Annotated in this window: 25 protein-coding genes, 1 other RNA gene and 1 other annotated feature; of the genes, 25 read left to right on the top strand and 1 reads right to left on the bottom strand. The window is 31.5% G+C overall.

All coding sequences use genetic code 11. The features are described 5' to 3' along the window. The first annotated feature begins 3 nt into the window (after positions 1-3). Both radC and HMPREF2647_RS01925 read left to right on the top strand, forming a co-directional pair. Positions 4-681, top strand: a complete 678-nt coding sequence (gene radC, locus HMPREF2647_RS01930) for a RadC family protein (protein ID WP_017176150.1) — start codon at positions 4-6, stop codon at positions 679-681. A 77-nt stretch (positions 682-758) separates the two neighbouring features. Further along, complete coding sequence (locus HMPREF2647_RS01925) at positions 759-1,040, top strand: hypothetical protein (RefSeq protein WP_017176151.1); 282 nt, start codon at positions 759-761, stop codon at positions 1,038-1,040. Positions 1,041-1,130: 90 nt separating this feature from the next. On the opposite strand, the gene HMPREF2647_RS01920 is transcribed toward HMPREF2647_RS01925, so the two are convergent. Continuing rightward, on the bottom strand, positions 1,131-1,310 hold the full coding sequence (locus HMPREF2647_RS01920; RefSeq protein ID WP_002455241.1) for a hypothetical protein: 180 nt from the start codon (positions 1,308-1,310) through the stop codon (positions 1,131-1,133). Positions 1,311-1,477: 167 nt separating this feature from the next. Between HMPREF2647_RS01920 and HMPREF2647_RS01915 the strand changes: the two genes are divergently transcribed. The 23 genes from HMPREF2647_RS01915 to ssrS all read left to right on the top strand — a co-directional run bounded on the left by HMPREF2647_RS01915 (position 1,478) and on the right by ssrS (position 23,836). Continuing rightward, a complete protein-coding gene (locus HMPREF2647_RS01915; RefSeq protein WP_017176152.1) occupies positions 1,478-1,948 on the top strand; it encodes a DUF4930 family protein in 471 nt (156 codons plus the stop codon). An 80-nt stretch (positions 1,949-2,028) separates the two neighbouring features. Beyond that, a complete protein-coding gene (locus HMPREF2647_RS11415; RefSeq protein ID WP_017176153.1) occupies positions 2,029-2,157 on the top strand; it encodes a hypothetical protein in 129 nt (42 codons plus the stop codon). Between the two features lie 168 nt (positions 2,158-2,325). Beyond that, positions 2,326-3,159, top strand: a complete 834-nt coding sequence (gene mreC / locus HMPREF2647_RS01910; protein WP_017176154.1) for a rod shape-determining protein MreC — start codon at positions 2,326-2,328, stop codon at positions 3,157-3,159. Next, entirely contained in the window at positions 3,159-3,659 is a 501-nt protein-coding gene (mreD, locus tag HMPREF2647_RS01905; RefSeq protein WP_017176155.1) for a rod shape-determining protein MreD, read from the top strand. Before mreC ends, mreD begins: the two co-directional genes overlap by 1 nt. Before the next feature lie 54 nt (positions 3,660-3,713). Next, positions 3,714-3,797 (top strand) — a sequence feature (ribosomal protein L21 leader region). A gap of 13 nt (positions 3,798-3,810) precedes the next feature. Beyond that, positions 3,811-4,119, top strand: a complete 309-nt coding sequence (gene rplU / locus HMPREF2647_RS01900) for a 50S ribosomal protein L21 (protein ID WP_002448968.1) — start codon at positions 3,811-3,813, stop codon at positions 4,117-4,119. Positions 4,120-4,121: 2 nt separating this feature from the next. Continuing rightward, complete coding sequence (locus HMPREF2647_RS01895; RefSeq protein WP_017176156.1) at positions 4,122-4,442, top strand: ribosomal-processing cysteine protease Prp; 321 nt, start codon at positions 4,122-4,124, stop codon at positions 4,440-4,442. A gap of 11 nt (positions 4,443-4,453) precedes the next feature. Beyond that, positions 4,454-4,738: a 50S ribosomal protein L27 gene (gene rpmA / locus HMPREF2647_RS01890; protein ID WP_002449010.1), complete on the top strand. Its 285-nt coding sequence runs from the start codon at positions 4,454-4,456 to the stop codon at positions 4,736-4,738. Between the two features lie 143 nt (positions 4,739-4,881). Continuing rightward, the gene (gene obgE, locus HMPREF2647_RS01885; protein WP_019835431.1) at positions 4,882-6,174 is read left to right on the top strand and encodes a GTPase ObgE; all 1,293 of its coding nucleotides are present in this window, start codon (positions 4,882-4,884) and stop codon (positions 6,172-6,174) included. Between the two features lie 12 nt (positions 6,175-6,186). Further along, complete coding sequence (locus tag HMPREF2647_RS01880; RefSeq protein ID WP_017176158.1) at positions 6,187-6,642, top strand: ACT domain-containing protein; 456 nt, start codon at positions 6,187-6,189, stop codon at positions 6,640-6,642. Positions 6,643-6,653: 11 nt separating this feature from the next. After that, on the top strand, positions 6,654-7,259 hold the full coding sequence (gene ruvA / locus HMPREF2647_RS01875) for a Holliday junction branch migration protein RuvA (protein WP_019835430.1): 606 nt from the start codon (positions 6,654-6,656) through the stop codon (positions 7,257-7,259). Positions 7,260-7,288: 29 nt separating this feature from the next. Continuing rightward, positions 7,289-8,284: a Holliday junction branch migration DNA helicase RuvB gene (gene ruvB / locus HMPREF2647_RS01870; protein WP_017176160.1), complete on the top strand. Its 996-nt coding sequence runs from the start codon at positions 7,289-7,291 to the stop codon at positions 8,282-8,284. Positions 8,285-8,293: 9 nt separating this feature from the next. Further along, positions 8,294-9,319, top strand: a complete 1,026-nt coding sequence (gene queA, locus HMPREF2647_RS01865; protein ID WP_049413805.1) for a tRNA preQ1(34) S-adenosylmethionine ribosyltransferase-isomerase QueA — start codon at positions 8,294-8,296, stop codon at positions 9,317-9,319. 19 nt (positions 9,320-9,338) lie between these two features. Beyond that, positions 9,339-10,478 (top strand): tRNA guanosine(34) transglycosylase Tgt, encoded by a 1,140-nt coding sequence (gene tgt, locus HMPREF2647_RS01860; protein ID WP_017176162.1) that lies wholly within the window; start codon positions 9,339-9,341, stop codon positions 10,476-10,478. A gap of 16 nt (positions 10,479-10,494) precedes the next feature. Then, a complete protein-coding gene (gene yajC, locus HMPREF2647_RS01855; protein WP_002448938.1) occupies positions 10,495-10,755 on the top strand; it encodes a preprotein translocase subunit YajC in 261 nt (86 codons plus the stop codon). Positions 10,756-10,950: 195 nt separating this feature from the next. Then, positions 10,951-13,236 (top strand): protein translocase subunit SecDF, encoded by a 2,286-nt coding sequence (secDF, locus tag HMPREF2647_RS01850; protein WP_017176163.1) that lies wholly within the window; start codon positions 10,951-10,953, stop codon positions 13,234-13,236. A 125-nt stretch (positions 13,237-13,361) separates the two neighbouring features. Beyond that, positions 13,362-15,635, top strand: a complete 2,274-nt coding sequence (recJ, locus tag HMPREF2647_RS01845) for a single-stranded-DNA-specific exonuclease RecJ (protein WP_070859441.1) — start codon at positions 13,362-13,364, stop codon at positions 15,633-15,635. A 21-nt stretch (positions 15,636-15,656) separates the two neighbouring features. After that, positions 15,657-16,175 (top strand): adenine phosphoribosyltransferase, encoded by a 519-nt coding sequence (locus HMPREF2647_RS01840; protein WP_019835427.1) that lies wholly within the window; start codon positions 15,657-15,659, stop codon positions 16,173-16,175. Positions 16,176-16,508: 333 nt separating this feature from the next. Beyond that, the gene (locus HMPREF2647_RS01835; RefSeq protein WP_049379568.1) at positions 16,509-18,698 is read left to right on the top strand and encodes a RelA/SpoT family protein; all 2,190 of its coding nucleotides are present in this window, start codon (positions 16,509-16,511) and stop codon (positions 18,696-18,698) included. 15 nt (positions 18,699-18,713) lie between these two features. After that, a complete protein-coding gene (gene dtd / locus HMPREF2647_RS01830; RefSeq protein ID WP_019835426.1) occupies positions 18,714-19,166 on the top strand; it encodes a D-aminoacyl-tRNA deacylase in 453 nt (150 codons plus the stop codon). After that, the gene (locus tag HMPREF2647_RS01825; protein WP_017176168.1) at positions 19,163-20,038 is read left to right on the top strand and encodes an N-acetylmuramoyl-L-alanine amidase family protein; all 876 of its coding nucleotides are present in this window, start codon (positions 19,163-19,165) and stop codon (positions 20,036-20,038) included. Before dtd ends, HMPREF2647_RS01825 begins: the two co-directional genes overlap by 4 nt. A gap of 351 nt (positions 20,039-20,389) precedes the next feature. After that, entirely contained in the window at positions 20,390-21,667 is a 1,278-nt protein-coding gene (gene hisS / locus HMPREF2647_RS01820) for a histidine--tRNA ligase (protein ID WP_019835425.1), read from the top strand. Then, positions 21,667-23,433 (top strand): aspartate--tRNA ligase, encoded by a 1,767-nt coding sequence (aspS, locus tag HMPREF2647_RS01815; RefSeq protein ID WP_070436596.1) that lies wholly within the window; start codon positions 21,667-21,669, stop codon positions 23,431-23,433. The genes hisS and aspS overlap by 1 nt, the downstream gene beginning before the upstream one ends. Before the next feature lie 212 nt (positions 23,434-23,645). Further along, positions 23,646-23,836, top strand: a non-coding RNA gene (gene ssrS, locus HMPREF2647_RS01810) — 6S RNA. Positions 23,837-23,871: the final 35 nt, after the last annotated feature.

The raw sequence follows: 23,871 nt of genomic DNA, 5'->3' as shown, positions 1-23,871 counted from the left end.
TTTTTGAAAATTAAAGATATGGCCAAAAGTGAGCTTCCTAAAGAGAGACTCATTCAATATGGTGAAAAAAGTTTGTCTAACAGTGAATTATTAGCAATTTTAATTAACACTGGACGACAAGGGGTTTCAAGTATTGATATTGCAAATGAAATGATTAATAAAGTAAATAATTTAAAAGAATTAAAATTACTTTCAATACATGATTTGTTAAAAATAAAAGGTATAGGATTGCATAAAGCAGTGACACTAAAAGCCGCTTTCGAATTGGGAGAAAGAATAAATAAACGTAATTCAATTGAAAAAGTAAAGATTAAATCTCCTAAAGATGTCGCAGATATGATGATGTCTAAAATGAAAGATTTAACTCAAGAGCATTTAGTTGCTTTATTTTTAAATACTAAAAATATAGTGATAAAAGAAGAAACTATATTTATAGGAACATTAAACTCTTCAGTGATACACCCAAGAGAAGTCTTTAATGCTGCCATTAGAGCTTCATGTAATGCAGTAATTGTGATTCATAATCATCCATCTGGAGATGTGACGCCTTCAAAAGAAGATATTGCTACTACCATTAGACTTAAAGAATGTGGACAAATTCTTGGCATTGAATTACTTGACCACATTATTATCGGTGATCAAAAATTTACTAGTTTAGTAGAGGAGGGGTATTTCGTATAAAAGATTAAAAATTATTTATAGTCTCATTGTTAAAATTTTAGTATAATAAGCCTTAATTATATATTTAGAGGTGTATGATGACTTTAATTTTAATCATAGGGGTGTTAATACCTATTATTTACATAATGAGATTGAATATTAAACAAAAAACAATTCGTTTAAAAGAAACGCTTAATACCGTGTTATTATCGATTGTTGGTATTACCATTTTTTCTTTTATTGGAGTATTCGTCAACCATACGCATACTCAATTATATATTTTACTCATTAGTGATATAGTAACTGGAACGATATTTGGGTTACTATTAGCAACAATATATAAAATTTATGAATACTTGTCTCAAAGCAATCGTAAATAAAGCTAGTTAACTTTTCATACAATACAATCATAAACGAATTAATAAAGGGTAGATTGTATTAATTACATTGAAAAGTAACTAGCTTTTTCATTATCTTATATAAGCTGAAAGCACATTAAAATTTTCTAAAATCCAAAGAACACCTTGATAGGCTAAATACAGTCCGAGAATAATAAAAGCAGCAGAGATTAAAAATCTTAAAAGTGCAAATCCTACTTTAAAAAGTATAACTGCAAGCAAGATAAGTAAAATAATTGTAAGAATGTTCATTTCTCACACTCCTCTAAATTTATTTTACGAGTGATATTAATTATTATAATATATTTTAAGAAAATGTTAATCAGTCTTAAGAATTTACTTAATTTACTTCTTTAGACCGATGGATAAAATCTATTTTATATTTATAATAATTTAGATTTAAAATTGGAGGGATTTTATTGCGAATGGTTTTTAGTATTTTTAAAAATATAGTAGCAGTTATTGCAATCCTTAGTATTGTTTATTTTGCATTAAAATATGCCCCGTTTTTAAGAGAACAGGACTGGAATCCTATGAATCAACCTCCCAATAACCAATTCGAGCTCTTGCCAAGTAATCAAACATCAACACCAGTGCCTACTAATGGAAAAAGTTATACTATAGAAGAAAATCATTTACTTCAGAATATTCCTGCTAGTCAAACAAAAAATGTGTTTAAATTTATAGATAAAAAAGAATTTATGGAAGTTTCAGGTATAGTTAGAATGGGATATAATGATAATTACATTGTAGGGCAAAGAGATAATGAATTTATCATCTATAAATTCGGAAGTGATACGATTAAAGTCTTTAGTACGGAAATTGAAATGGAACAGGAATTAAATCGCCTAGGACAATCAATCACTTTAAAACCTCAGAATGAGTATTAAAAAATATAATTTGAAAAAAATAAATAAATGCGTTAATGTCTAAAATAGATACAATAATCTTTTGAAGGTTGGTGTAATGTATGTCTGAACAATCTAAAGAAAAACAGGCAAATGAACAAGCAAAAGCACAAAATTTATTTTCTAAATGGAGAAAAGACGAAACGCTCTATGAAGAAGATAAAAAAGATAAGCCGAATAAAGAATCGTAAAATTAAATAAGATGACATTTGATAGGAGCAAGTACTAGAATTCAATGAAGATTCTAACTTGTTCCTTTTTTTCTTTGAAGATAATATTTAATATTATTCTTTATTTCAATCCTAGAGTAATATAAAATAGAATATAATAATTTAAAATAAATAGTAGAGGTGTTATGAGTGTTAAATTTTTTTAAAAATAACAAGTTAATTGTTGTTTTTTGTGCAATAATTATTTTTATTGCATTGATTGGTTTGTCCATTCGTTCACAAACTCAATCACCTCCTGAGCAATATGTGGGGGACTCAGTGTCATTTGGTCAGAGAGTAATTAGTTACCCGGTCAATTTTGTGACTGGAGCTATAGGTAACTTCTTTCAATCTAACAAATCAAATCATAATGAAGTTAATCAATTAAAAGCAAAAAACGAAGCATTAGAAGCGGAAAATAAAAACTTAAAAAAAGAACTTGATATGACTGATGCTTCAAAATACGATGCAATTTCAGGTGCCATCATAGCACGTAATCCAGATCAATGGATGAATACTGTGATTATTGATAAAGGTAAAAAAGCTGGTGTAAGCAATAATATGGCAGTGTTTACTAGTGATGGTTTAATTGGAAGAGTAACTAGAGTGAATCAATTTTCTTCTCAAGTTGATTTACTTTCAACGAATACAAGAGCTGGAAAACTATCAGTCAATATTCAACATCATTCTAAAAATGTTTTTGGATTAATTGATCACTATGATAATAAAACTCAGGAATTAATTATTAGTAATATCAATAATAAGGATAAAATTTCAAAAGGTGACAAAGTAGTAACAAGTGGATTAGCCGATCAATTGCCAAGTGATTTATACATAGGAGAAGTGACGAAGGTAGAAAATGATGAATATGGTTTAGCAAAAGAAGTGAGGGTGAAAACTGGAGCAAATTTATCAGATATTCAACATGTATACATAGCGAAAAAAAGTAATAACACGGATTTCAATGAAAGAGAGACTCGATAATGAAAGCGTTCGTTTATATAATGATCGGTATCATCGTTTTTTATCTTGATACACTTATTGGTTTGGTTATTCCTTTTCATATAGGCAACCTAACATTTATCTTAGTTCCTCATTTAACTCTAATGTATTTATTACTTTTATCAATTTATAGACCATTTATGGTCACATTATTACTAAGCATTTTTTTAGGTATGATAACTGATATCTACTTTGGCAGTGTATATGGTTTATATTTGTTTGGTTATATATTCTTAATAACAATATTTAATAAGTTCTTGAAGATTTTTTACCGAGACTATATTATGGTATATTGGTTCAGTATCATTGGTGTAATGATTCTTGAAATATTTGTAGCAATTATATATTCTGTTATTAGCTATGTAGAATTTGATTTACTAAACTTTATATTACTACGTATTATCCCAACACTTATATTAAATATTATTTTATTAATTATTTTGATGCCTATATTCTTTAAATTCTTTAAAAAGCCAATATAATAGATTGACATTGAATATAAGTAATGGTAAGATGCAATAGTTGAGTAGTTTTATAGCTACATACAACCGCTCAAATACAGGTTTAAGCGTTAAAATGTTATATTTTATCACCTGTATATGGCGTGACTTATAATTATAGGAGGTGCAAGGTATGTTTGCTATTATCGAAACAGGCGGTAAACAAATTAAAGTAGAAGAAGGTCAAGAGATCTTCGTTGAAAAATTAGATGTTAATGAAGGTGATTCATTCACATTTGATAAAGTATTATTTGTAGGTGGAGATTCAGTTAAAGTTGGTGCTCCAACTGTTGAAGGAGCTACAGTAACTGCTACTGTGAACAAACAAGGTCGCGGTAAAAAAATTACTGTTTTCACTTACAAACGTCGTAAAGATTCAAAACGTAAAAAAGGTCATCGTCAGCCTTATACTAAATTAACAATTGATAAAATCAACGCTTAATTATGATTACTGTTGATATTTCAATTAATGATGAAGGTAAAGTAACAGACGTCATCATGGATGGCCATGCTAATCATGGTGATTATGGCTATGATATTGTTTGTGCAGGGGCTTCAGCTGTTCTTTTTGGAAGTGTGAATGCTATTTTAAGTTTAACTTCTGAAAATCCGGATATTGATTATGATGATGACGGTGGTCATTTTCACATTAGATCAGTAGACACTAACAATGAGCAAGCACAATTAATTCTTCAAGCAATGCTTGTGTCTTTACAAACGATTGAAGATGAATATAATGAAAATATAAGATTAAATTATAAGTGAGGTGTATCCCGATGTTAAAATTAAACTTACAATTCTTCGCATCTAAAAAAGGGGTAAGTTCTACAAAAAACGGTCGTGACTCAGAATCAAAACGTTTAGGTGCTAAACGTGCAGACGGTCAATTCGTAACAGGTGGCTCAATTTTATATCGTCAACGCGGTACTAAAATTTATGCTGGTGAAAATGTAGGTCGTGGTGGCGATGATACATTATTCGCTAAAATCGACGGCGTTGTTCGTTTCGAACGTAAAGGTCGCGACAAAAAACAAGTTTCTGTATATGCAGTAGCTGAATAATTTTTGTCTAATTAACACCAGAAGTGAAGACTTCTGGTGTTTTATTTTTGTTTAAAAATGATTATAATAGAATCTAACGTTTTAGAGTTAATGATATAATATTAGCGATGAATTAATAAAATATATAAAAAGAGGTGAGATATATGTTTGTCGATCAAGTAAAAATATCTCTAAAAGCAGGCGATGGAGGTAATGGTATTACTGCTTATCGTAGGGAAAAATATGTACCATTTGGTGGCCCTGCTGGTGGCGATGGAGGTAAAGGTGCTTCAGTCATTTTTGAAGTAGATGAAGGTTTAAGAACACTTTTAGACTTTAGATTTCAACGTCATTTTAAGGCTAAAAAAGGTGAAAATGGTCAAAGTAGTAATATGCATGGTAAAAATGCGGAAGACTTAGTTTTAAAAGTGCCTCCTGGTACCATTATTAAAAGTGTAGAAACTGAAGAAGTTTTAGCAGATTTAGTTGAAGAAGGTCAACGTGCAGTTATTGCTCGTGGAGGTCGTGGAGGTCGTGGAAATTCACGTTTTGCAACCCCTCGAAATCCAGCTCCAGACTTTAGTGAAAATGGAGAACCTGGAGAAGAACTAGATGTTACCTTAGAATTAAAGCTACTTGCTGATGTGGGACTCGTTGGATTCCCAAGTGTAGGGAAATCAACATTGTTATCTATTGTATCTAAGGCAAAACCTAAAATTGGAGCTTATCATTTTACAACAATTAAACCAAATTTAGGTGTGGTTTCAACACCTGATCATAGAAGTTTTGTGATGGCGGATTTACCAGGTTTAATTGAAGGAGCTTCAGAAGGAGTCGGTTTAGGTCATCAATTTTTACGTCATGTTGAAAGAACAAAAGTTATTGTTCATATGATAGATATGAGTGGTTCTGAAGGAAGAAATCCACTTGAAGATTATCAAATCATCAATAATGAACTGATAAATTATAAACAAAGATTAGAAGATAGACCTCAAATTATAGTGGCAAATAAAATGGATATACCGGAATCAAACGATAACCTAGAATTATTTAAAAAAGAAATTGATGAAGATGTAACTATTGTTCCAGTTTCTACAATTACAAGAGATAATATTGATCAATTACTATATACAATTGCTGATAAATTAGAAGAAGTAAAAGATATTGATTTTAGTGTAGAAGAAGACGAAGATGCAGGTGTTAATCGCGTATTATATAAACATACACCATCTCAAGATAAATTTACGATTACAAGAGATGATGATGGTGCCTATGTAGTAAGCGGTAATGCAATCGAACGCATGTTTAAAATGACAGACTTTAATAGTGATCCAGCAGTAAGACGTTTTGCACGTCAAATGCGCTCTATGGGTATTGATGATGCATTAAGAGAACGTGGATGTAGTAATGGTGATATTGTTAGAATACTTGGGGGAGAATTTGAATTCGTCGAATAGGAGGGCTTTTTAGTGGACAGCAAAGATTATAAAAAGTTTTATTTAATACGTGAAGACGTTTTACCAGAATCAGTGGTTAAAACGCTTAAAATTAAAGACGCTTTAAAAAATGATGCCACACTGTCCATTTATGAAGCAGTTAAGCAGTTTAATCTATCAAGAAGTGCTTTTTATAAATATAGAGATACTATTTTTCCTGTAGATGAAAAGATTTTTGAACACCGTGAATTCACCTTAATTCTCTATGTTAATGATATAGTAGGAATGCTTGCTCAAGTATTACAAACTATTTCAAAATTAGCGTTATCCGTTTTAACTATTCATCAAAGTGTTCCAATGGAAGAAAAAGCAACGATTACACTCTCTTTGAGTGCAAAAGATCAATCATTATCAATAGAAAAGGTCATGGGCACTTTGAGAAATATTCAACATGTTTATAAAGTTGAATTAATTAGTATGAGTATGTAAGGAAGGTATCTATGTACGCTTATATAAAAGGACATTTATCTCAATTGTTTCCAACACATATTGTTGTAGAAACGTCTAATGGTATCGGTTATGAAATTCAAACTCCAAATTCATATCGATTTCAAAAATATTTAAATCAAGAATGTAAAGTCTTTACTTCACTGATTGTAAGAGAAGACGCACAATTATTATATGGTTTTATTAGCGAAGAAGAAAAAGAGATGTTCTTAAGCTTAATAAAAGTTACAGGTATAGGCCCTAAATCAGCTTTAGCTATTCTAGCAACAAGTACACCTAACGAAGTTAAACGTGCAATTGAAAATGAAAATGATACTTATCTAACTAAATTTCCTGGTATAGGTAAAAAGACTGCACGACAAATTGTATTAGATTTAAAAGGTAAAGTTAAGATTACAGAAGAGACTAGTGAGACCTTATTACAGGTTGAGGGACAAGTTGAAGAAAATGACAATATAATTAAGGAAGCGTTATTAGCGCTTGCAGCTTTAGGATACTCTAAGAGAGAGCTTTCTAAAGTTGAGAAAGTGCTTAATAAAACATCCATCCACTCTGTTGATGAAGCAGTTAAGATTGGTTTAAAAACGCTTGTATCTTAATATTATGAACGATAACTGGGGGGATAAATATGGATGATAGAATGGTAGATCAATCATTACACAATGAAGAATCTTCTTTTGAATTCTCACTCAGACCAACTAAATTAAAACAATATATTGGGCAATCATCAATAAAGAATAATTTAGAAGTTTTTATAAAAGCGGCTAAACTAAGGGATGAGCCATTAGATCATGTATTACTTTTTGGTCCTCCAGGATTAGGTAAAACAACACTTTCAAATATTATTGCTAATGAAATGGAAGTCAATATAAGAACTGTATCTGGTCCATCATTAGAGCGACCCGGAGATTTAGCGGCAATTTTATCAGGTTTACAGCCTGGAGATGTTTTATTTATTGATGAAATCCATCGCTTAAGTAGTGTAGTAGAAGAAGTTTTATACTCTGCTATGGAAGATTTTTTCTTAGATATTATTATCGGTAAAGGTGATGAAGCACGTAGTATACGTATTGATTTACCACCTTTTACTCTAGTAGGCGCGACAACACGTGCTGGAAGTCTAACAGGCCCTTTAAGAGATCGATTTGGTGTTCATTTAAGATTAGAGTACTATTCGGAATCAGATTTAAAAGAAATCATTATTCGAACTGCTGAAGTATTAGGTACAAAAATTGATGATGAAAGTGCAGTTGAGCTTGCTAAGCGTTCAAGAGGAACACCTCGTGTTGCAAATCGACTACTAAAAAGAGTAAGAGATTTTCAACAAGTAAATGAAGATGAACAAATTTATATCGAAACAACAAAGCAAGCTCTAAACTTATTACAAGTGGATGATGAAGGCTTAGATTACATTGATCATAAAATGATGAATTGTATTATTAATCAATATAATGGAGGTCCTGTGGGACTGGATACGATAGCAGTGTCAATTGGAGAAGAACGTATTACAATCGAAGATGTCTATGAACCCTTTTTAATACAAAAAGGATTTATAGAACGAACACCAAGAGGTAGAAAAGCGACACCATTTGCCTATGAACATTTCAAAAAAATTAAAGAATGAGGGAATAATATGAACGTTGAGGAGTTTGATTATCATTTACCTGAATCATTGATTGCTCAGACACCTTTAAAAAATAGAGATCAAAGTAGATTACTTGTGCTAGGTAGAAAGACCGGAAATATTGCACATAAACACTTTACAGATATTATGGATTATTTTGAACCTGGAGATACATTAGTATTAAATGATACACGTGTTATGCCAGCACGTTTATTCGGTTTAAAAGAAGAAACAGGTGCAAAGGTAGAAATGTTAATGCTTACTAGAATAGAGGACAATGACTGGGAAGTATTATTAAAACCAGCAAAACGTATTAAAGTAGGTAATACTTTATCATTTGGTAACGGCAAAATCATTGCTGAATGTATAAAAGAATTAGAACAAGGTGGGCGCATTATGCGTTTACATTATGAAGGTATTTTAGAAGAACGCTTAGATGAGTTAGGTGAAATGCCTTTACCACCTTATATTAAAGAACGTTTAGATGATCCGGATAGATATCAAACTGTGTATGCTAAAGAAAATGGTTCCGCTGCAGCGCCTACTGCAGGGTTACATTTTACAGATGAGCTTTTACAGAAAATAAAAGACAAAGGTGTCAATATTGCATTTATTACACTACATGTTGGCCTAGGTACCTTTAGACCAGTAAGTGTGGAGGATATTGATGATCATGAAATGCATAGTGAATACTATCAAATGACTAAAGAAACGGCAGATATGCTGAATAAAACTAAAGAAAATGGGTATAGAATTATTTCTGTAGGTACGACGTCTACTAGAACGTTAGAAACAATTCGTCGTGATCATGAACAATTTGTCGCTACAAGTGGTTGGACAGATATATTTATTTATCCAGGGTTTGAATATAAAGCAATTGATGGGTTAATTACTAATTTTCATTTACCCAAATCAACATTAGTGATGTTAGTCTCTGCTTTTAGTAGTCGTGAATACATTTTGAATGCTTATAAAGAAGCGGTAAAACTTAAATATAGATTCTTTAGTTTTGGAGATGCAATGTTAATAATTTAATGAATGAGAGGTACAGATTATGCCAGCAGTAACTTATGAGCACATTAAAACATGTAAGCAATCAGGTGCACGTTTAGGGATTGTTCATACACCCCATGGCTCATTTGAAACACCCATGTTTATGCCAGTAGGTACGAAAGCAACAGTTAAAACAATGAGTCCAGAAGAGTTAAGACAAATTGAAGCTAGAATTATATTAGGAAATACGTATCATTTGTGGTTACAACCTGGAAATGATATTATCAAACAAGCTGGGGGCTTACATAAGTTCATGAATTGGGATGGCCCTATTCTTACAGATTCTGGTGGTTTCCAAGTGTTTAGTTTGAGTAATCTTAGAAAAATATCAGAAGAGGGTGTCGAATTTAGACATCATACAAATGGCTCTAAGTTGTTTTTAAGTCCAGAAAAATCAATGCAAATTCAAAATGACTTAGGTTCAGATATTATGATGGCATTTGATGAGTGTCCGCCTATGCCTGCCGAATATAAATACGTAAAAGATTCAATTGAACGTACAACAAGATGGGCTAAACGATGTCTTGAAGCACATCAACGTCCAGAGGACCAAGCATTATTTGGTATTATACAAGGTGGAGAGTACAAAGACTTAAGAGAACAAAGTGCTAAAGAACTTGTATCATTGGATTTTCCTGGATATGCTATTGGTGGTTTATCTGTAGGTGAACCAAAACCAGTGATGTACGATATGGTTGAACATACGGTTCAATTTATGCCAGAAGACAAACCAAGATACTTAATGGGAGTAGGATCACCTGATGCATTAATAGAATGTAGCATTCGCGGTATGGATATGTTTGATTGTGTGTTGCCAACACGCATAGCTAGAAATGGAACATGCATGACATCTCAAGGACGATTGGTTATAAAAAATGCTAAATATGCAGATGATTTTAGTCCTATAGATGCGAATTGTGATTGCTATACTTGTAAGAATTATACACGTGCATATATTAGACATCTAATTAAAGCAGAGGAAACGTTTGGTATCCGTCTTACTACTATTCATAATTTACATTTTCTGCTAAAATTAATGGAAGATATTAGACAGGCCATTCGAGAAGATCGTTTATTAGATTTTAAAGAAGAATTTTTCGAACAATATGGGCTAAATGTAGAGAACCCTAAAAACTTTTAATAAGGAGAACAATATAATGAATGTTTCAGCATTAATCTTGCCTATAATTTTAATTATAGTATTTTATTTCTTTTTAATTAGACCGCAACAAAAACGTGCGAAAGAACATCGTGAAATGATTAGTCGTATCGAAGCAGGTCAAAAAATTACAACTATTGGTGGAATCAAAGGAACTGTTAAAGCTGTGGATGAAACAGCAGTTGTAATCACAGTAAATGGTCATGGTACTGAAATGACATTTGAAAAACCTGCGATTAAACAAGTTGACCCATCATAAATTATAATAACAAGACATTCCAGACAACAAATTGTCGTGGAATGTTTTTTTATTAACTAGCTATCGTGATTACACTAATAAAAAGGTTATGTTAAGATAGATAAGTCTTGTCACATAGATGTAATCTTTAATTCACTTGCACATGGTTTATTAAAAGATTATTCTAATTACATAATTAAATAATGAGGTGTTCATGTGAAAAAAACAAGTAGAATAATTGCATTCATACTCATTGTAGCGCTACTATTTGTAGGTATGGGCTTTACATATAAGAATGTAGTTAAGAATGTAAATCTAGGTTTGGATTTACAAGGTGGTTTTGAAGTATTATATCAAGTTAAACCACTTGGCGGTGATGGTAAAATCGATGATAAGGCTTTACAATCTACTGCTCAAACTTTAGAAAATCGTGTTAATGTATTAGGCGTATCTGAGCCTCATATTCAAGTTGAAGACCCTGATAGAATTAGGGTACAGCTCGCAGGGGTAAAAAATCCTGATGAAGCTCGGAAAATTTTGTCTTCACAAGCAAATCTGACTATACGTGATGCTAATGATCATGTTAAATTAACAGGTAAAGATATTGTACAAGGTTCTGCAAAACAAGAATTTAAACAAGGTACAAACGAACCTGCAGTCACTTTTAAATTAAAAGACCGCGCGAAATTTAAAAAAGTTACAGAAGAAATTTCTAAAAAACAAGAAAACATGATGGTAGTGTGGTTAGATTATAAAAAAGGTGATAGCTATCATAAAGAGTTGGATAAACCTGAAGATAAACGGAAATACGTTTCAGCCGCTTCGGTGGATCAACCTATTAATTCAGACAGTGTAGAAATTTCAGGTGGCTTCCAGGGTCAACAAGGCGTAGAACGTGCTAAGCAAATTGCAGAATTGTTAAATGCAGGTTCATTACCAGTTGATTTAAAAGAAGTTTATTCTAATTCTGTAGGTGCACAATTTGGTCAAGATGCATTAGATAAAACAATCTTTGCATCAATGATTGGTGTTGCAATTATCTATTTATTTATGGTAGGTTTTTACAGATTACCAGGTATTGTGGCAGTGATTGCTTTAACAGTATATGTTTATTTAACATTAGTAGCATTTAACTTTATTTCAGGTGTACTTACATTACCAGGTTTAGCTGCCTTAGTATTAGGTGTAGGTATGGCTGTAGATGCAAATATCATCATGTATGAACGGATTAAAGATGAACTTAGAGTAGGACGAACGCTTAAACAGGCTTATTCTAAAGCAAATAAAAGTTCTTTCTTAACGATTTTTGATTCAAACTTAACAACTGTTATAGCAGCAGCAGTGTTATTCTTCTTTGGTCAAAGTTCAGTTAAAGGATTTGCTACGATGTTATTATTAGGTATTTTAATGATATTCATCACAGCTGTCTTTTTATCAAGAGGACTATTATCACTTTTAGTTTCTTCTAATTACTTTAAGAAGAAATATTGGATGTTTGGTGTAAATAAAAATAATCGCCATGATATCAATGAAGGTGTAGATGTTCATGACTTAAAAACAGCTTTTGAAAAATGGAATTTTGTTAAATTAGCAAAACCATTAATTGGAGTAAGTATTTTAATTTTAGTAATTGGTATAATTATTCTAAGTATATTTAAACTTAACTTAGGTATTGATTTCTCAGCTGGTACAAGAGTAGATCTTGATTCTGATACGAAGTTATCTCAAACTAAAGTTGAACGTACGATAAAAGATGTTGGTTTGACACCTGATCAAATTCAAATTAATGGTAATGATAATAAACAAGCAACAGTTCAATTTAAAAATGATTTATCTAAAGATGAAACTTTGAAACTTAATAAAGTTATTAATGATCAATATGGTCATAAACCGACAGTGAACACAGTTTCTCCAATGATTGGTCAAGAGTTAGCTAAAAATGCAATGAAAGCATTAATTTATGCAGCTATTGGGATTATTATCTATGTTTCATTAAGATTCGAATGGAGAATGGGGCTTTCTGCTGTCTTAGCATTACTTCATGATGTATTTATTATCGTTGCTTTATTCAGTTTATTAAGACTTGAAGTAGATATTACGTTTATCGCTGCAATCTTAACGATTGTAGGTTATTCAATAAATGATACAATTGTTACTTTCGACCGTGTAAGAGAAAATCTTCATAAAATCAAAGTAATAACAGATCCTCATCAAATTGATGATATTGTTAACCGATCTATTAGACAAACAATGACTCGTTCTATTAATACAGTTCTTACAGTCGTTGTAGTAGTTATCGCCATACTTATCTTTGGTGCATCAAGTCTGTTTAACTTCTCATTAGCATTACTTATTGGATTATTATCTGGTGTATTCTCTTCTATCTTTATTGCAGTTCCACTATGGAGCATCATGAAGAAACATCAGTTGAAAAAATCTGAGAACGGTAAGCTTGTAGTTTATAAAGAGAAAAAATCAAATGATGAAAAAATCTTAGTATAATTAAATACATGATATAAAATTAGTGGAAGAAACAAAAGAATTCTAATTGAATTCAGTGTTTCTTCCTCTTTTTATTTATTCTTTTTTTAGGTATAATTGCTTGTGGAAAAAGGAAGGATAACTTTATGATTCAATCTAAATATAAATGGCTTTATGAAGCACCTAAACAAGATATATCGTCTGAGATTATTAAGGAATTTAATTTATCTCCTATTGTAAGAAAGATTTTAGAAAGTAAATCGATTACACAGTATGATGAGATAAATACATTAATTAATGGTACAAATAAAAAGCATGATTCATGGCTAATGAGTGATATGCGAAAAGCTGTTGATCGAATTAATTTAGCGATTGATAAACATGAAAGAATATTAGTGTATGGAGATTATGATGCTGATGGCGTAACATCTACAACGATATTAGTTCAAACACTGCAAAAATTGGGCGCTGAAGTCGGTTGGTATATTCCTAATCGATTTAGCGAAGGTTATGGTCCAAATAAATATGCCTTTCAAAATGCTTACGATGAATGCGTATCACTTATTATTACAGTTGATAATGGAATACAAGGTCATGAAGAAATTGAAATGGTACAAGCATTGGGAGTCGATGTAATTGTTACAGACCATCATGAAATAGGCCGTACATTACCAAAAGCATATGCCATTATTCATCCTATGCATCCAGAATTTGAATATCCATTTAAATATTTATGTGGAGCTGGTGTCGCATACAAATTATCGCAATGTTTAATAGATCATCCTCCAGAATATTTCATAGCGCTTGCAACTATTGGGACGATTGCAGATTTAGTGTCACTGACTGATGAAAACAGAACGATTGTTCAAGAAGGTCTTAAATATTTAAATCAATCCTGTCCATTTCAAATTCAATCATTATTAAATCAAGCAGGATTTAATGATGAAATAGATGAAGAAACAATTGGTTTCATTATTGGACCTCGTTTAAATGCGGTAGGTAGATTAGAAGATGCGTCATTAGCAGCGGAATTACTGATGGCAGAAGATTCTGAAGAGGCGAATTTTTTAGCTGAACAAGTAGAAGCTTTTAACATTGAACGTAAAGATATTGTCGCTCAAATAACAGAAGAAGCACTATTGATGGCTAATGAAAAAGTTGAAAATGGCGACAAATTTTTACTTTTAGCTAAAGAAGGATGGCATGAGGGAGTATTAGGTATTGTGGCTTCAAAAATTGTAGAAACTTATGCTTTACCCACTCTTATTTTAAATATAGATTTAGAACAACATCATGCAAAAGGTTCAGCTAGAAGTATTGAACAAGTGTCTATGTTCGAAATTTTAAGTGCACATCAAGACTTGATATCTAAATTTGGTGGTCATCATATGGCAGCTGGAATGACGATGGAGATTGATAATATTGATGCATTATCAAAAGGATTAAATGAATGGATGGTTCAGCTTTCTAAACATACTTCTTTAGAACCAACAAAATATATTACGACTAAACTTTCAGAAGATGAAATTACTGTATCAAATATTCATGATATTAAAATACTGAAACCGTTTGGTACTGATTTTGAAAAACCTTTATTTGAATTGGATGATACAGAAGTTAATGACGTTAAAGCGATTGGAAAAGATAAAAATCATTTAAAATTAGTAACTGGTCAAGCTAAATTACAACATTTATTTTGGAAAAATGGTGATTTAATGACACAAATAGAATTAGGCCAACCTGTCAATATCATAGGACATTTACAAATAAATGAGTGGAATAACAATCAGACACCTCAAATGATTATACAAGATTTAGCGACTCAAAATGAGCAAATATTAGATTATAGAAGTAAACGTAAACAACTTAATATTGATACGTCATCTAATAATGTTGCTTTTGTCATTCATTCTAAAAAAGAGAAGTTAGGTGAGAATTATTTCCACTACGGTGAAACAATTGATTCATCATATAATACGATTGTGTTTCGTGATTTACCAACTGATTTAGATAGTGTTACACAATCTCTAAAACATTTAGAATACTCACAACTCTATTTAGTATTACACCATCAACATTCAATTTATTTTGAGGGGTTACCGAGTGCTCATCTATTTAAACAAAGTTATAGGGCACTATTTACTAAGAAAGAAATGAACTTAGAAAAAGAAGGGTTACAATTATGTCAATACTTAAATATTAAGCCAAATACTTTAAAGTTTATTTTAAAAGTATTTCTTGACCTAAGTTTTATTTACGAAGAAAATGGTATAATTAAAATAAATGATAATCCAAGTAAACAATCTATTGAGTCGAGTCAAGTTTATAAATCGAGACAGTCAAGAATTGAAGTTGAAAAATTAATGCTTTATGATGACTTTTCACATCTTAAGAATTGGATTAAAGCTCAAAAAGCGTAACGCATAGGAGGAAATTTTTAAATGGATTTAAAGCAATACGTATCTGAAGTACAAGACTGGCCTAAACCAGGTGTTAGTTTCAAAGATATTACAACTATTATGGACAATGGTGAAGCATACGGTTATGCAACTGATCAAATTGTAAAGTATGCAAAAGATCGTAACGTTGATATTGTAGTAGGCCCTGAAGCAAGAGGATTTATTATTGGCTGTCCAGTTGCGTACTCAATGGGAATTGGATTTGCACCTGTAAGAAAAGAAGGAAAATTACCACGTGAAGTTATTCGCTATGAATACGACTTGGAATATGGGACAAATGTTTTAACAATGCATAAAGATGCAATTAAACCAGGACAACGTGTTTTAATCACTGATGATTTATTAGCGACAGGTGGAACAATCGAAGCGGCTATTAAATTAGTAGAAGAATTAGGTGGTATTGTTGTTGGAATAGCTTTTATTATTGAATTAAAATATTTAAATGGTATGGAAAAAATTAAAGACTATGATGTCATGAGTTTAATTTCTTACGATGAATAGTCATTAATTTAGTAACTAGATTAATATATATTAAAGCGAGTGTAGGAATTCAGATTGAATACTATCTCGCTTTTTTTATTATCGTTGCATCATCATTAATCTAATCACATTTATTTATTTAAAAACTTGTAGTATTATATAACTATTATTTAAACCAAAGTTAATCTTTTAGAGATTTTAATACTTTTGTTAAAATTACATTAATACTCACGCATCTTTAATTAATAGGAGTGGTACTCGGATTAATTAAGTAATGAAAAGAAATTTCTTGATTTTCAATGATTCGGTTATCGGTAGAGTATTTGAAATATTAAAAAGTCGGGGTGTCATATATTGAATAACGAGTATCCATATAGTGCTGATGAAGTACTAAATAAAGCTAAATCCTATTTATCAGCAGATGATTATCAATATGTTTTAAAAAGTTATCATATTGCTTATGAAGCACATCAAGGACAGTTTCGAAAAAATGGGCTACCTTATATCATGCATCCAATTCAAGTAGCAGGTATATTAACAGAAATGCGCTTAGATGGACCAACAATTGTAGCTGGCTTTTTACATGATGTGATAGAGGATACACCATATACATTTGAAGACGTAAAGCATATGTTTAATGAAGAAATTGCACGAATTGTAGATGGTGTAACTAAGTTAAAAAAAGTTAAATACCGTTCTAAAGAGGAACAACAAGCTGAAAATCATAGAAAGTTATTTATTGCGATAGCTAAGGATGTTCGTGTCATATTAGTTAAATTAGCTGACCGCTTACATAATATGAGAACGTTAAAAGCAATGGCTAGAGAAAAACAAATTCGTATTTCAAAAGAAACATTAGAAATCTATGCACCTTTAGCGCATCGTCTAGGTATTAATACCATTAAATGGGAATTGGAAGATATTGCGTTACGTTATATTGATAGTGTACAGTATTTTAGAATTGTTAATTTAATGAAGAAAAAACGTAGTGAACGTGAAGCATATATTCAAAATGCTATGGATAAAATTCAAACTGAAATGAATAAAATGAATATCCAAGGTGAAATAAGCGGTCGCCCTAAACATATTTACAGTATTTATCGTAAGATGGTAAAACAAAAAAAACAATTTGATCAAATATTTGATTTATTAGCTATACGAGTGATTGTGAATTCAATTAATGATTGTTATGCTATTTTAGGCTTGGTTCATACATTATGGAAACCGATGCCAGGTCGTTTTAAAGATTATATCGCTATGCCAAAGCAAAATATGTATCAATCATTACACACTACTGTTGTTGGACCTAATGGTGATCCTTTAGAGATTCAAATTCGAACATTTGAAATGCACGAAATTGCTGAGCATGGGGTGGCAGCGCATTGGGCATATAAAGAAGGGAAAACAATAAATTCTAAAACACAAGATTTCCAAAATAAACTTAACTGGTTAAAAGAACTTGCAGAAACTGACCATACATCTTCAGATGCACAAGAATTTATGGAATCACTTAAATATGATTTACAAAGTGATAAAGTATATGCGTTTACGCCTGCAAGTGATGTGATTGAATTACCTTATGGCGCAGTCCCTATTGATTTTGCTTATGCCATCCATAGCGAAGTGGGTAATAAAATGATTGGCGCAAAAGTCAATGGTAAAATTGTGCCTATTGATTATATGCTTAAGACAGGCGATATTATTGAAATTCGCACAAGTAAACATTCATATGGTCCAAGTAGAGATTGGTTGAAAATTGTTAAATCATCTGGAGCAAAAAGTAAGATAAAAAGTTTCTTTAAAAAGCAAGATCGTTCTTCTAATATAGAAAAAGGTAAATTTATGGTAGAAGCGGAAATTAAAGAACAAGGTTATCGAGTTGATGAGATTCTAACAGAAAAAAATATTGAAGTCGTTAACGAAAAATATCATTTTGCCAATGATGACGATTTATATGCTGCAGTAGGTTTTGGTGGTGTTACTGCTTTACAAGTAGTGAATAAATTAACGGAAAGACAGCGTATACAAGATAAACAAAAAGCATTAAATGAAGCACAAGAAGTCATTAAAACGTCACCAATTAAAGAAGATATCATTACTGATAGTGGGGTTTATGTCGAAGGATTAGAGAATGTTTTAATCAAATTATCTAAATGTTGTAATCCAATTCCTGGTGATGATATTGTTGGATACATCACTAAAGGACATGGTATTAAAGTTCATAGATCAGATTGCCCAAATATTAAAAATGAAAACGAGAGATTAATTAATGTCGAATGGGTTAAATCAAAAGATTCAACACAACGTTATCAAGTAGATTTAGAAGTCAATGCATATGATCGAAATGGGTTACTCAATGAAGTGATTCAAGCCGTAAATTCAACCGTAGGAAGTATTATTAAAATGAATGCACGATCTGATATTGACAAGAATGCAATCATTACAATTAGCGTTATGGTTAAAAATGTAAATGATGTATTTCGTGTAGTTGAAAAACTTAAACAATTGAGTGATATTTATACAGTTTCTAGAGTATGGAATTAAAAGAGGTGCTAAGATATGAAAATAGTTGTACAAAGAGTAAAACGAGCATCTGTCACTAATAAATCTATTCATAACCAAATTGAAAAAGGTTATTGTTTATTAGTAGGTGTTGGGAAAAATTCGACGGAAGCTGATATAGAAGTATTAGCGAAGAAAATTGTTAACGCACGTTTGTTTGAAGATGAAAACGGGAAGTTAAATTTAAATATTCAACAAATTAATGGTGCAATTTTATCTATTTCTCAATTTACACTTTATGCAGAAGTTAAAAAAGGTAATAGACCAGGTTTCTCACAATCCATGCGACCTGAAGATGCCAAAATATTATACGATAAGTTTAACTCTGAACTTCAAAAGTATGATATTGATATTCAAACTGGTGAATTTGGGACAGATATGGACGTAGAAATTATTAATGATGGTCCCGTAACGATTATATATGAAAGTCAGGATGGCAAAGTAATATGAATAAATTAGATACATGGTTAACCAAACATGATCTAAAAAATATGTTGACGTTAGTAGTAGTGTTATTATTTATTCTTTTTATAATATTATTATTTTTGTTTATGAATCATAATGATCAAGATAGTAATAGACTAACAATAACAGAAGATGCTGAAATAAGAACAGGACCTAATGCAGGATATCCGGTGATATATAAAGTTGAAAAAGGAGATAGTTTTAAAAAATTAAAGACGTCAGGAAAATGGATTGAAGTCCAAAATGCTAAAGGAGATGAAAAAGGATGGGTTGCTGGTTGGCATACGAGTTTGAATATTAAAGCTGATGTCAGTAAACAGGAAAATCCTTTTAAGAATAAAACTGTGGTGCTTGATCCTGGTCATGGAGGGAGTGATCAGGGAGCCTCAAGTTCCACGGCTCTTAAATCTCTCGAAAAAAACTATACTTTGAAAACAGCACTTGAATTAAAACGTGCATTAGAAAAAGCAGGAGCGCATGTTAAATTGACGAGAACAGATGATAGTTATGTAAGCTTAGATAATAGAAAAGCGACAGGTGATGTATTTATAAGTATTCATAATGATTCATTAGATAGTCATAATGCTAATGGCGCTACTGTATATTGGTATCAAAATAGTCAAGAAACATTAGCAGAAGTATTAAATGCGAATATTCAAAAAAAGTCATTACTTTCTAATCGTGGTGTTCGTCAACAAAATTATCAAGTTTTAAGACAAACGAATAAACCAGCTGTGTTACTTGAATTGGGCTATATAAGTAATCCTACTGATGAAAAAATGATTAGAAATCAATTACATAGACAGGTTGTAGAAGAAGCGGTTGTAGATGGATTAAAACAATATTTTGCTTCATAATACTTGCAAACTTTTCCTAAAATCGGTATCATAATCAGTGAACTTTATAAATAATACCGTTTGTATTCTTGAAAAGACTAATGAAATAGTGAACAATCATATTGATTGTGAAGAGAAGTAATCCTAGGCTGAAAGATTACACTAGTACATTGGTATCTTTGAACACAAGAAAAGGTGCTTTGATAAAATAAAGCCGGTTTGCGTACGTTACACGTGATGAGTGGAGAATATTTTTATTCTCAATTAGGGTGGCAACACGGCATATCGTCCCTTATATAGCATGAAGCTATATAAGGGACTTTTTTATTAAAGAAATTTAATAGTTAACAACAATTTAGAAGGAGTGATTGTATGATTAAGATTCCTAGAGGAACGCAAGATATTTTACCTCAAGAGTCTGCAAAATGGCGATATATTGAAAATAAATTAGATGAATTAATGAAATTATACAATTATAAAGAGATACGTACACCAATATTTGAAAGTACTGACTTATTTGCAAGAGGTGTAGGAGATTCTACTGATGTCGTTCAAAAAGAGATGTATACGTTTAAAGACAAAGGCGATAGAAGTATTACATTAAGACCTGAAGGAACTGCAGCAGTCGTGCGATCATATATTGAAAATAAAATGCAAGGTGAACCTAATCAACCTATTAAGCTCTACTATAACGGACCAATGTTTAGATACGAACGAAAACAAAAAGGACGTTATCGACAATTTAATCAATTTGGTGTAGAAGCAATAGGAGCAGAAAATCCAAGTATTGATGCAGAAGTATTAGCAATGGTAATGCATATATATGAATCATTTGGTTTAAAACATTTAAAGCTAGTGATTAATAGTATAGGAGATCAAGCATCTCGTAAAGAATATAACGAAGCATTAATTAAGCATTTTGAACCTGTCATTGATACATTTTGTAATGATTGTCAATCACGTTTGCATACAAATCCAATGAGAATCTTAGATTGTAAGGTTGATAGAGACAAAGAAGCAGTTAAACATGCTCCAAGAATTACAGATTACTTAAATGATGAATCAAAGGCATATTATGAAGCAGTTAAACATCATTTAGATCAACTAGGTATCAATTATGTTGAAGATCCTAATTTAGTGCGTGGGCTTGATTATTATACTCATACGGCATTTGAACTCATGATGGATAATCCGAATTATGACGGTGCTATTACTACACTATGTGGTGGAGGTCGTTATAATGGACTTCTTGAGTTATTAGATGGTCCTAAGCAAACAGGAATAGGTTTTGCCCTTAGTATTGAACGATTACTTCTTGCACTTGAAGAAGAAGACATAGAATTGAATGTGGATGAAGATTTCGATTTATTTGTCGTAACGATGGGTGAAAAAGCAGAACAATATAGCGTGAAACTTTTAAATGATTTAAGAAAACATGGCGTGAAAGCTGATAAAGATTACTTAAATCGAAAAATTAAGGGACAAATGAAACAAGCTGATCGTTTAAATGCTAAATATACGATTGTAATAGGTGACCAAGAGCTAGACAATAATAAAATTGATGTTAAAGAAATGTCTACTGGTGAAACAAAAACAATTCAATTAGATGAAGTAGTTAGTTTCTTTAATAAAGAAAAGGAGAATAAATAATGGGTAAAAGAACAACATATTGTGGTTTAGTAACTGAAGAATTATTAGGTCAGAAAGTAACACTAAAAGGTTGGGTTCATAACCGACGCGATTTAGGTGGCCTTATTTTTGTTGATTTACGTGATAGAGAGGGAATTGTACAAATTGTATTTAATCCAGATTTTTCAAAAGAAGCTCTATCTATTGCTGAAACTGTAAGATCAGAATATGTAGTCGAAGTTGAAGGTTCAGTAACTAAAAGAGACCCAGAAACAGTTAATCCAAAAATTAAAACAGGTCAAGTAGAAGTTCAAGTATCTAATATTCGTATAATTAATAAATCAGCGACGCCTCCATTTTCAATTAATGAAGAAAATCAAAGTGTTGATGAAAATATTCGTCTTAAATATCGCTATTTAGATTTAAGACGACCAGAATTAGCTCAAACATTTAAAATGAGACATCAAACGACTCGATCAATTCGTCAATACCTTGATAATAATGGTTTCTTTGATATTGAAACACCCGTATTAACAAAATCTACACCAGAAGGTGCGAGGGACTATTTAGTGCCATCTCGTGTACATGAAGGCGAATTTTACGCTTTACCACAATCACCACAGTTATTTAAACAATTATTGATGATTAGTGGTTTTGATAAATACTATCAAATTGTAAAATGTTTCCGTGATGAGGATTTACGTGCTGATCGTCAACCTGAATTCACACAAGTAGATATCGAAATGAGTTTTGTTGATCAAGAAGATATTATTCAAATGGGCGAGGAAATGCTTTCTAAAGTTGTAAAAGATGTAAAAGGTATTGATATCCAAACACCATTCCCTCGTATGACATATGATGAAGCAATGAAACGATATGGTTCTGATAAACCAGATACACGTTTTGGTATGGAATTGCAAGATGTGTCTCAATTAGGAAAAGAAATGGATTTCAAAGTGTTTAAAGATACTGTAGAACACGACGGAGAAGTTAAAGCAATCGTTGCTGAAGGTGCTGCAGATAACTATACACGTAAAGATATGGACGGATTAACAGAATTTGTAAATATCTATGGTGCTAAGGGTCTAGCTTGGGTGAAAGTTGTAGATGAAGGCTTAAGTGGTCCGATAGCAAGATTCTTTGAAGAAGAGAATGTTAACACATTAAAAGAATTAACAGGTGCTAAACCTGGAGATTTAGTAATGTTTGTTGCAGATAAGCCAAATGTTGTTGCACAAAGTTTAGGTGCACTTCGAATTAAAATTGCAAAAGAATTAAAATTAATTGATGAATCAAAATTAAACTTCTTATGGGTAACAGATTGGCCTTTATTAGAATATGATGAAGATGCTAAACGTTATGTTGCTGCGCATCATCCGTTTACATCACCTAAAGAAGAAGATATTGCTAAACTAGATTCTGAACCTGAAAAAGTTCAAGCAAATGCTTATGACGTTGTATTAAATGGATACGAATTAGGCGGTGGATCAATCAGAATATCTGATGGAGAATTACAAGAAAAAATGTTTGAAGTTTTAGGATTTACTAAAGAACAAGCTAGAGAGCAATTTGGTTTCTTATTAGATGCCTTTAAATACGGCGCACCACCACATGGAGGCATCGCTTTAGGTCTAGACAGACTAGTTATGTTACTCACAAATAGAACTAATTTACGTGATACTATCGCTTTCCCTAAAACTGCTTCTGCAACTTGCTTATTAACGGATGCACCAAGTGAAGTATCAGATAAACAATTAGAAGAATTATCATTAAGAATTCGTCATTAATCTTCATTTTTAAAATAGAATAATTTAGTGCTAAATTGGGACGGGAATTGAGTTTCTGTTCCAATTTTTATATACACTAACTTAAATTTTAAATAACAATAATTATATTATGTAAACTTATATATTTAAAAATATTTTAAAAATAAACATCCTCATACAATATTTAAGGATTTATTTAATAAGCTCTTTATGATAAAATATATCTATAAGATAGTCATCTGTGTTGTTCGTATGTTTGCTTTTTATTTGGGCCTAACACTTTTTGATCAGGGAGCCCAATAGGTTTTCTTGCAGCGCACACGCCTCATTTGGAGGACTTGCAAAACAAGAAACAGGGCACCCACCTGTATATAGCAGGCCGAATGATCAAGCTTTTTATAACTACGGCAACTACGGACTCTATCGGTACGTAAGGCTTTAGCCTTACGTATTTTTTTT

This window comes from Staphylococcus sp. HMSC035D11 (assembly GCF_001836075.1).
Classification (GTDB): domain Bacteria; phylum Bacillota; class Bacilli; order Staphylococcales; family Staphylococcaceae; genus Staphylococcus; species Staphylococcus hominis.
The sequence above is the reverse complement of the archived record's forward strand: the minus strand, read 5'-3'. Positions and strand labels throughout refer to the sequence as shown.

Coding starts and splice junctions, on each gene's coding strand:
- HMPREF2647_RS01925 (WP_017176151.1), top strand. CDS start 759: ATGACTTTAATTTTAATCATAGGGGTGTTAATACCTATTATTTACATA.
- HMPREF2647_RS01920 (WP_002455241.1), bottom strand. CDS start 1,310: ATGAACATTCTTACAATTATTTTACTTATCTTGCTTGCAGTTATACTT.
- HMPREF2647_RS11415 (WP_017176153.1), top strand. CDS start 2,029: ATGTCTGAACAATCTAAAGAAAAACAGGCAAATGAACAAGCAAAAGCA.
- mreD (WP_017176155.1), top strand. CDS start 3,159: ATGAAAGCGTTCGTTTATATAATGATCGGTATCATCGTTTTTTATCTT.
- rplU (WP_002448968.1), top strand. CDS start 3,811: ATGTTTGCTATTATCGAAACAGGCGGTAAACAAATTAAAGTAGAAGAA.
- HMPREF2647_RS01895 (WP_017176156.1), top strand. CDS start 4,122: ATGATTACTGTTGATATTTCAATTAATGATGAAGGTAAAGTAACAGAC.
- rpmA (WP_002449010.1), top strand. CDS start 4,454: ATGTTAAAATTAAACTTACAATTCTTCGCATCTAAAAAAGGGGTAAGT.
- obgE (WP_019835431.1), top strand. CDS start 4,882: ATGTTTGTCGATCAAGTAAAAATATCTCTAAAAGCAGGCGATGGAGGT.
- ruvA (WP_019835430.1), top strand. CDS start 6,654: ATGTACGCTTATATAAAAGGACATTTATCTCAATTGTTTCCAACACAT.
- ruvB (WP_017176160.1), top strand. CDS start 7,289: ATGGATGATAGAATGGTAGATCAATCATTACACAATGAAGAATCTTCT.
- queA (WP_049413805.1), top strand. CDS start 8,294: ATGAACGTTGAGGAGTTTGATTATCATTTACCTGAATCATTGATTGCT.
- tgt (WP_017176162.1), top strand. CDS start 9,339: ATGCCAGCAGTAACTTATGAGCACATTAAAACATGTAAGCAATCAGGT.
- yajC (WP_002448938.1), top strand. CDS start 10,495: ATGAATGTTTCAGCATTAATCTTGCCTATAATTTTAATTATAGTATTT.
- recJ (WP_070859441.1), top strand. CDS start 13,362: ATGATTCAATCTAAATATAAATGGCTTTATGAAGCACCTAAACAAGAT.
- HMPREF2647_RS01840 (WP_019835427.1), top strand. CDS start 15,657: ATGGATTTAAAGCAATACGTATCTGAAGTACAAGACTGGCCTAAACCA.
- dtd (WP_019835426.1), top strand. CDS start 18,714: ATGAAAATAGTTGTACAAAGAGTAAAACGAGCATCTGTCACTAATAAA.
- HMPREF2647_RS01825 (WP_017176168.1), top strand. CDS start 19,163: ATGAATAAATTAGATACATGGTTAACCAAACATGATCTAAAAAATATG.
- hisS (WP_019835425.1), top strand. CDS start 20,390: ATGATTAAGATTCCTAGAGGAACGCAAGATATTTTACCTCAAGAGTCT.
- aspS (WP_070436596.1), top strand. CDS start 21,667: ATGGGTAAAAGAACAACATATTGTGGTTTAGTAACTGAAGAATTATTA.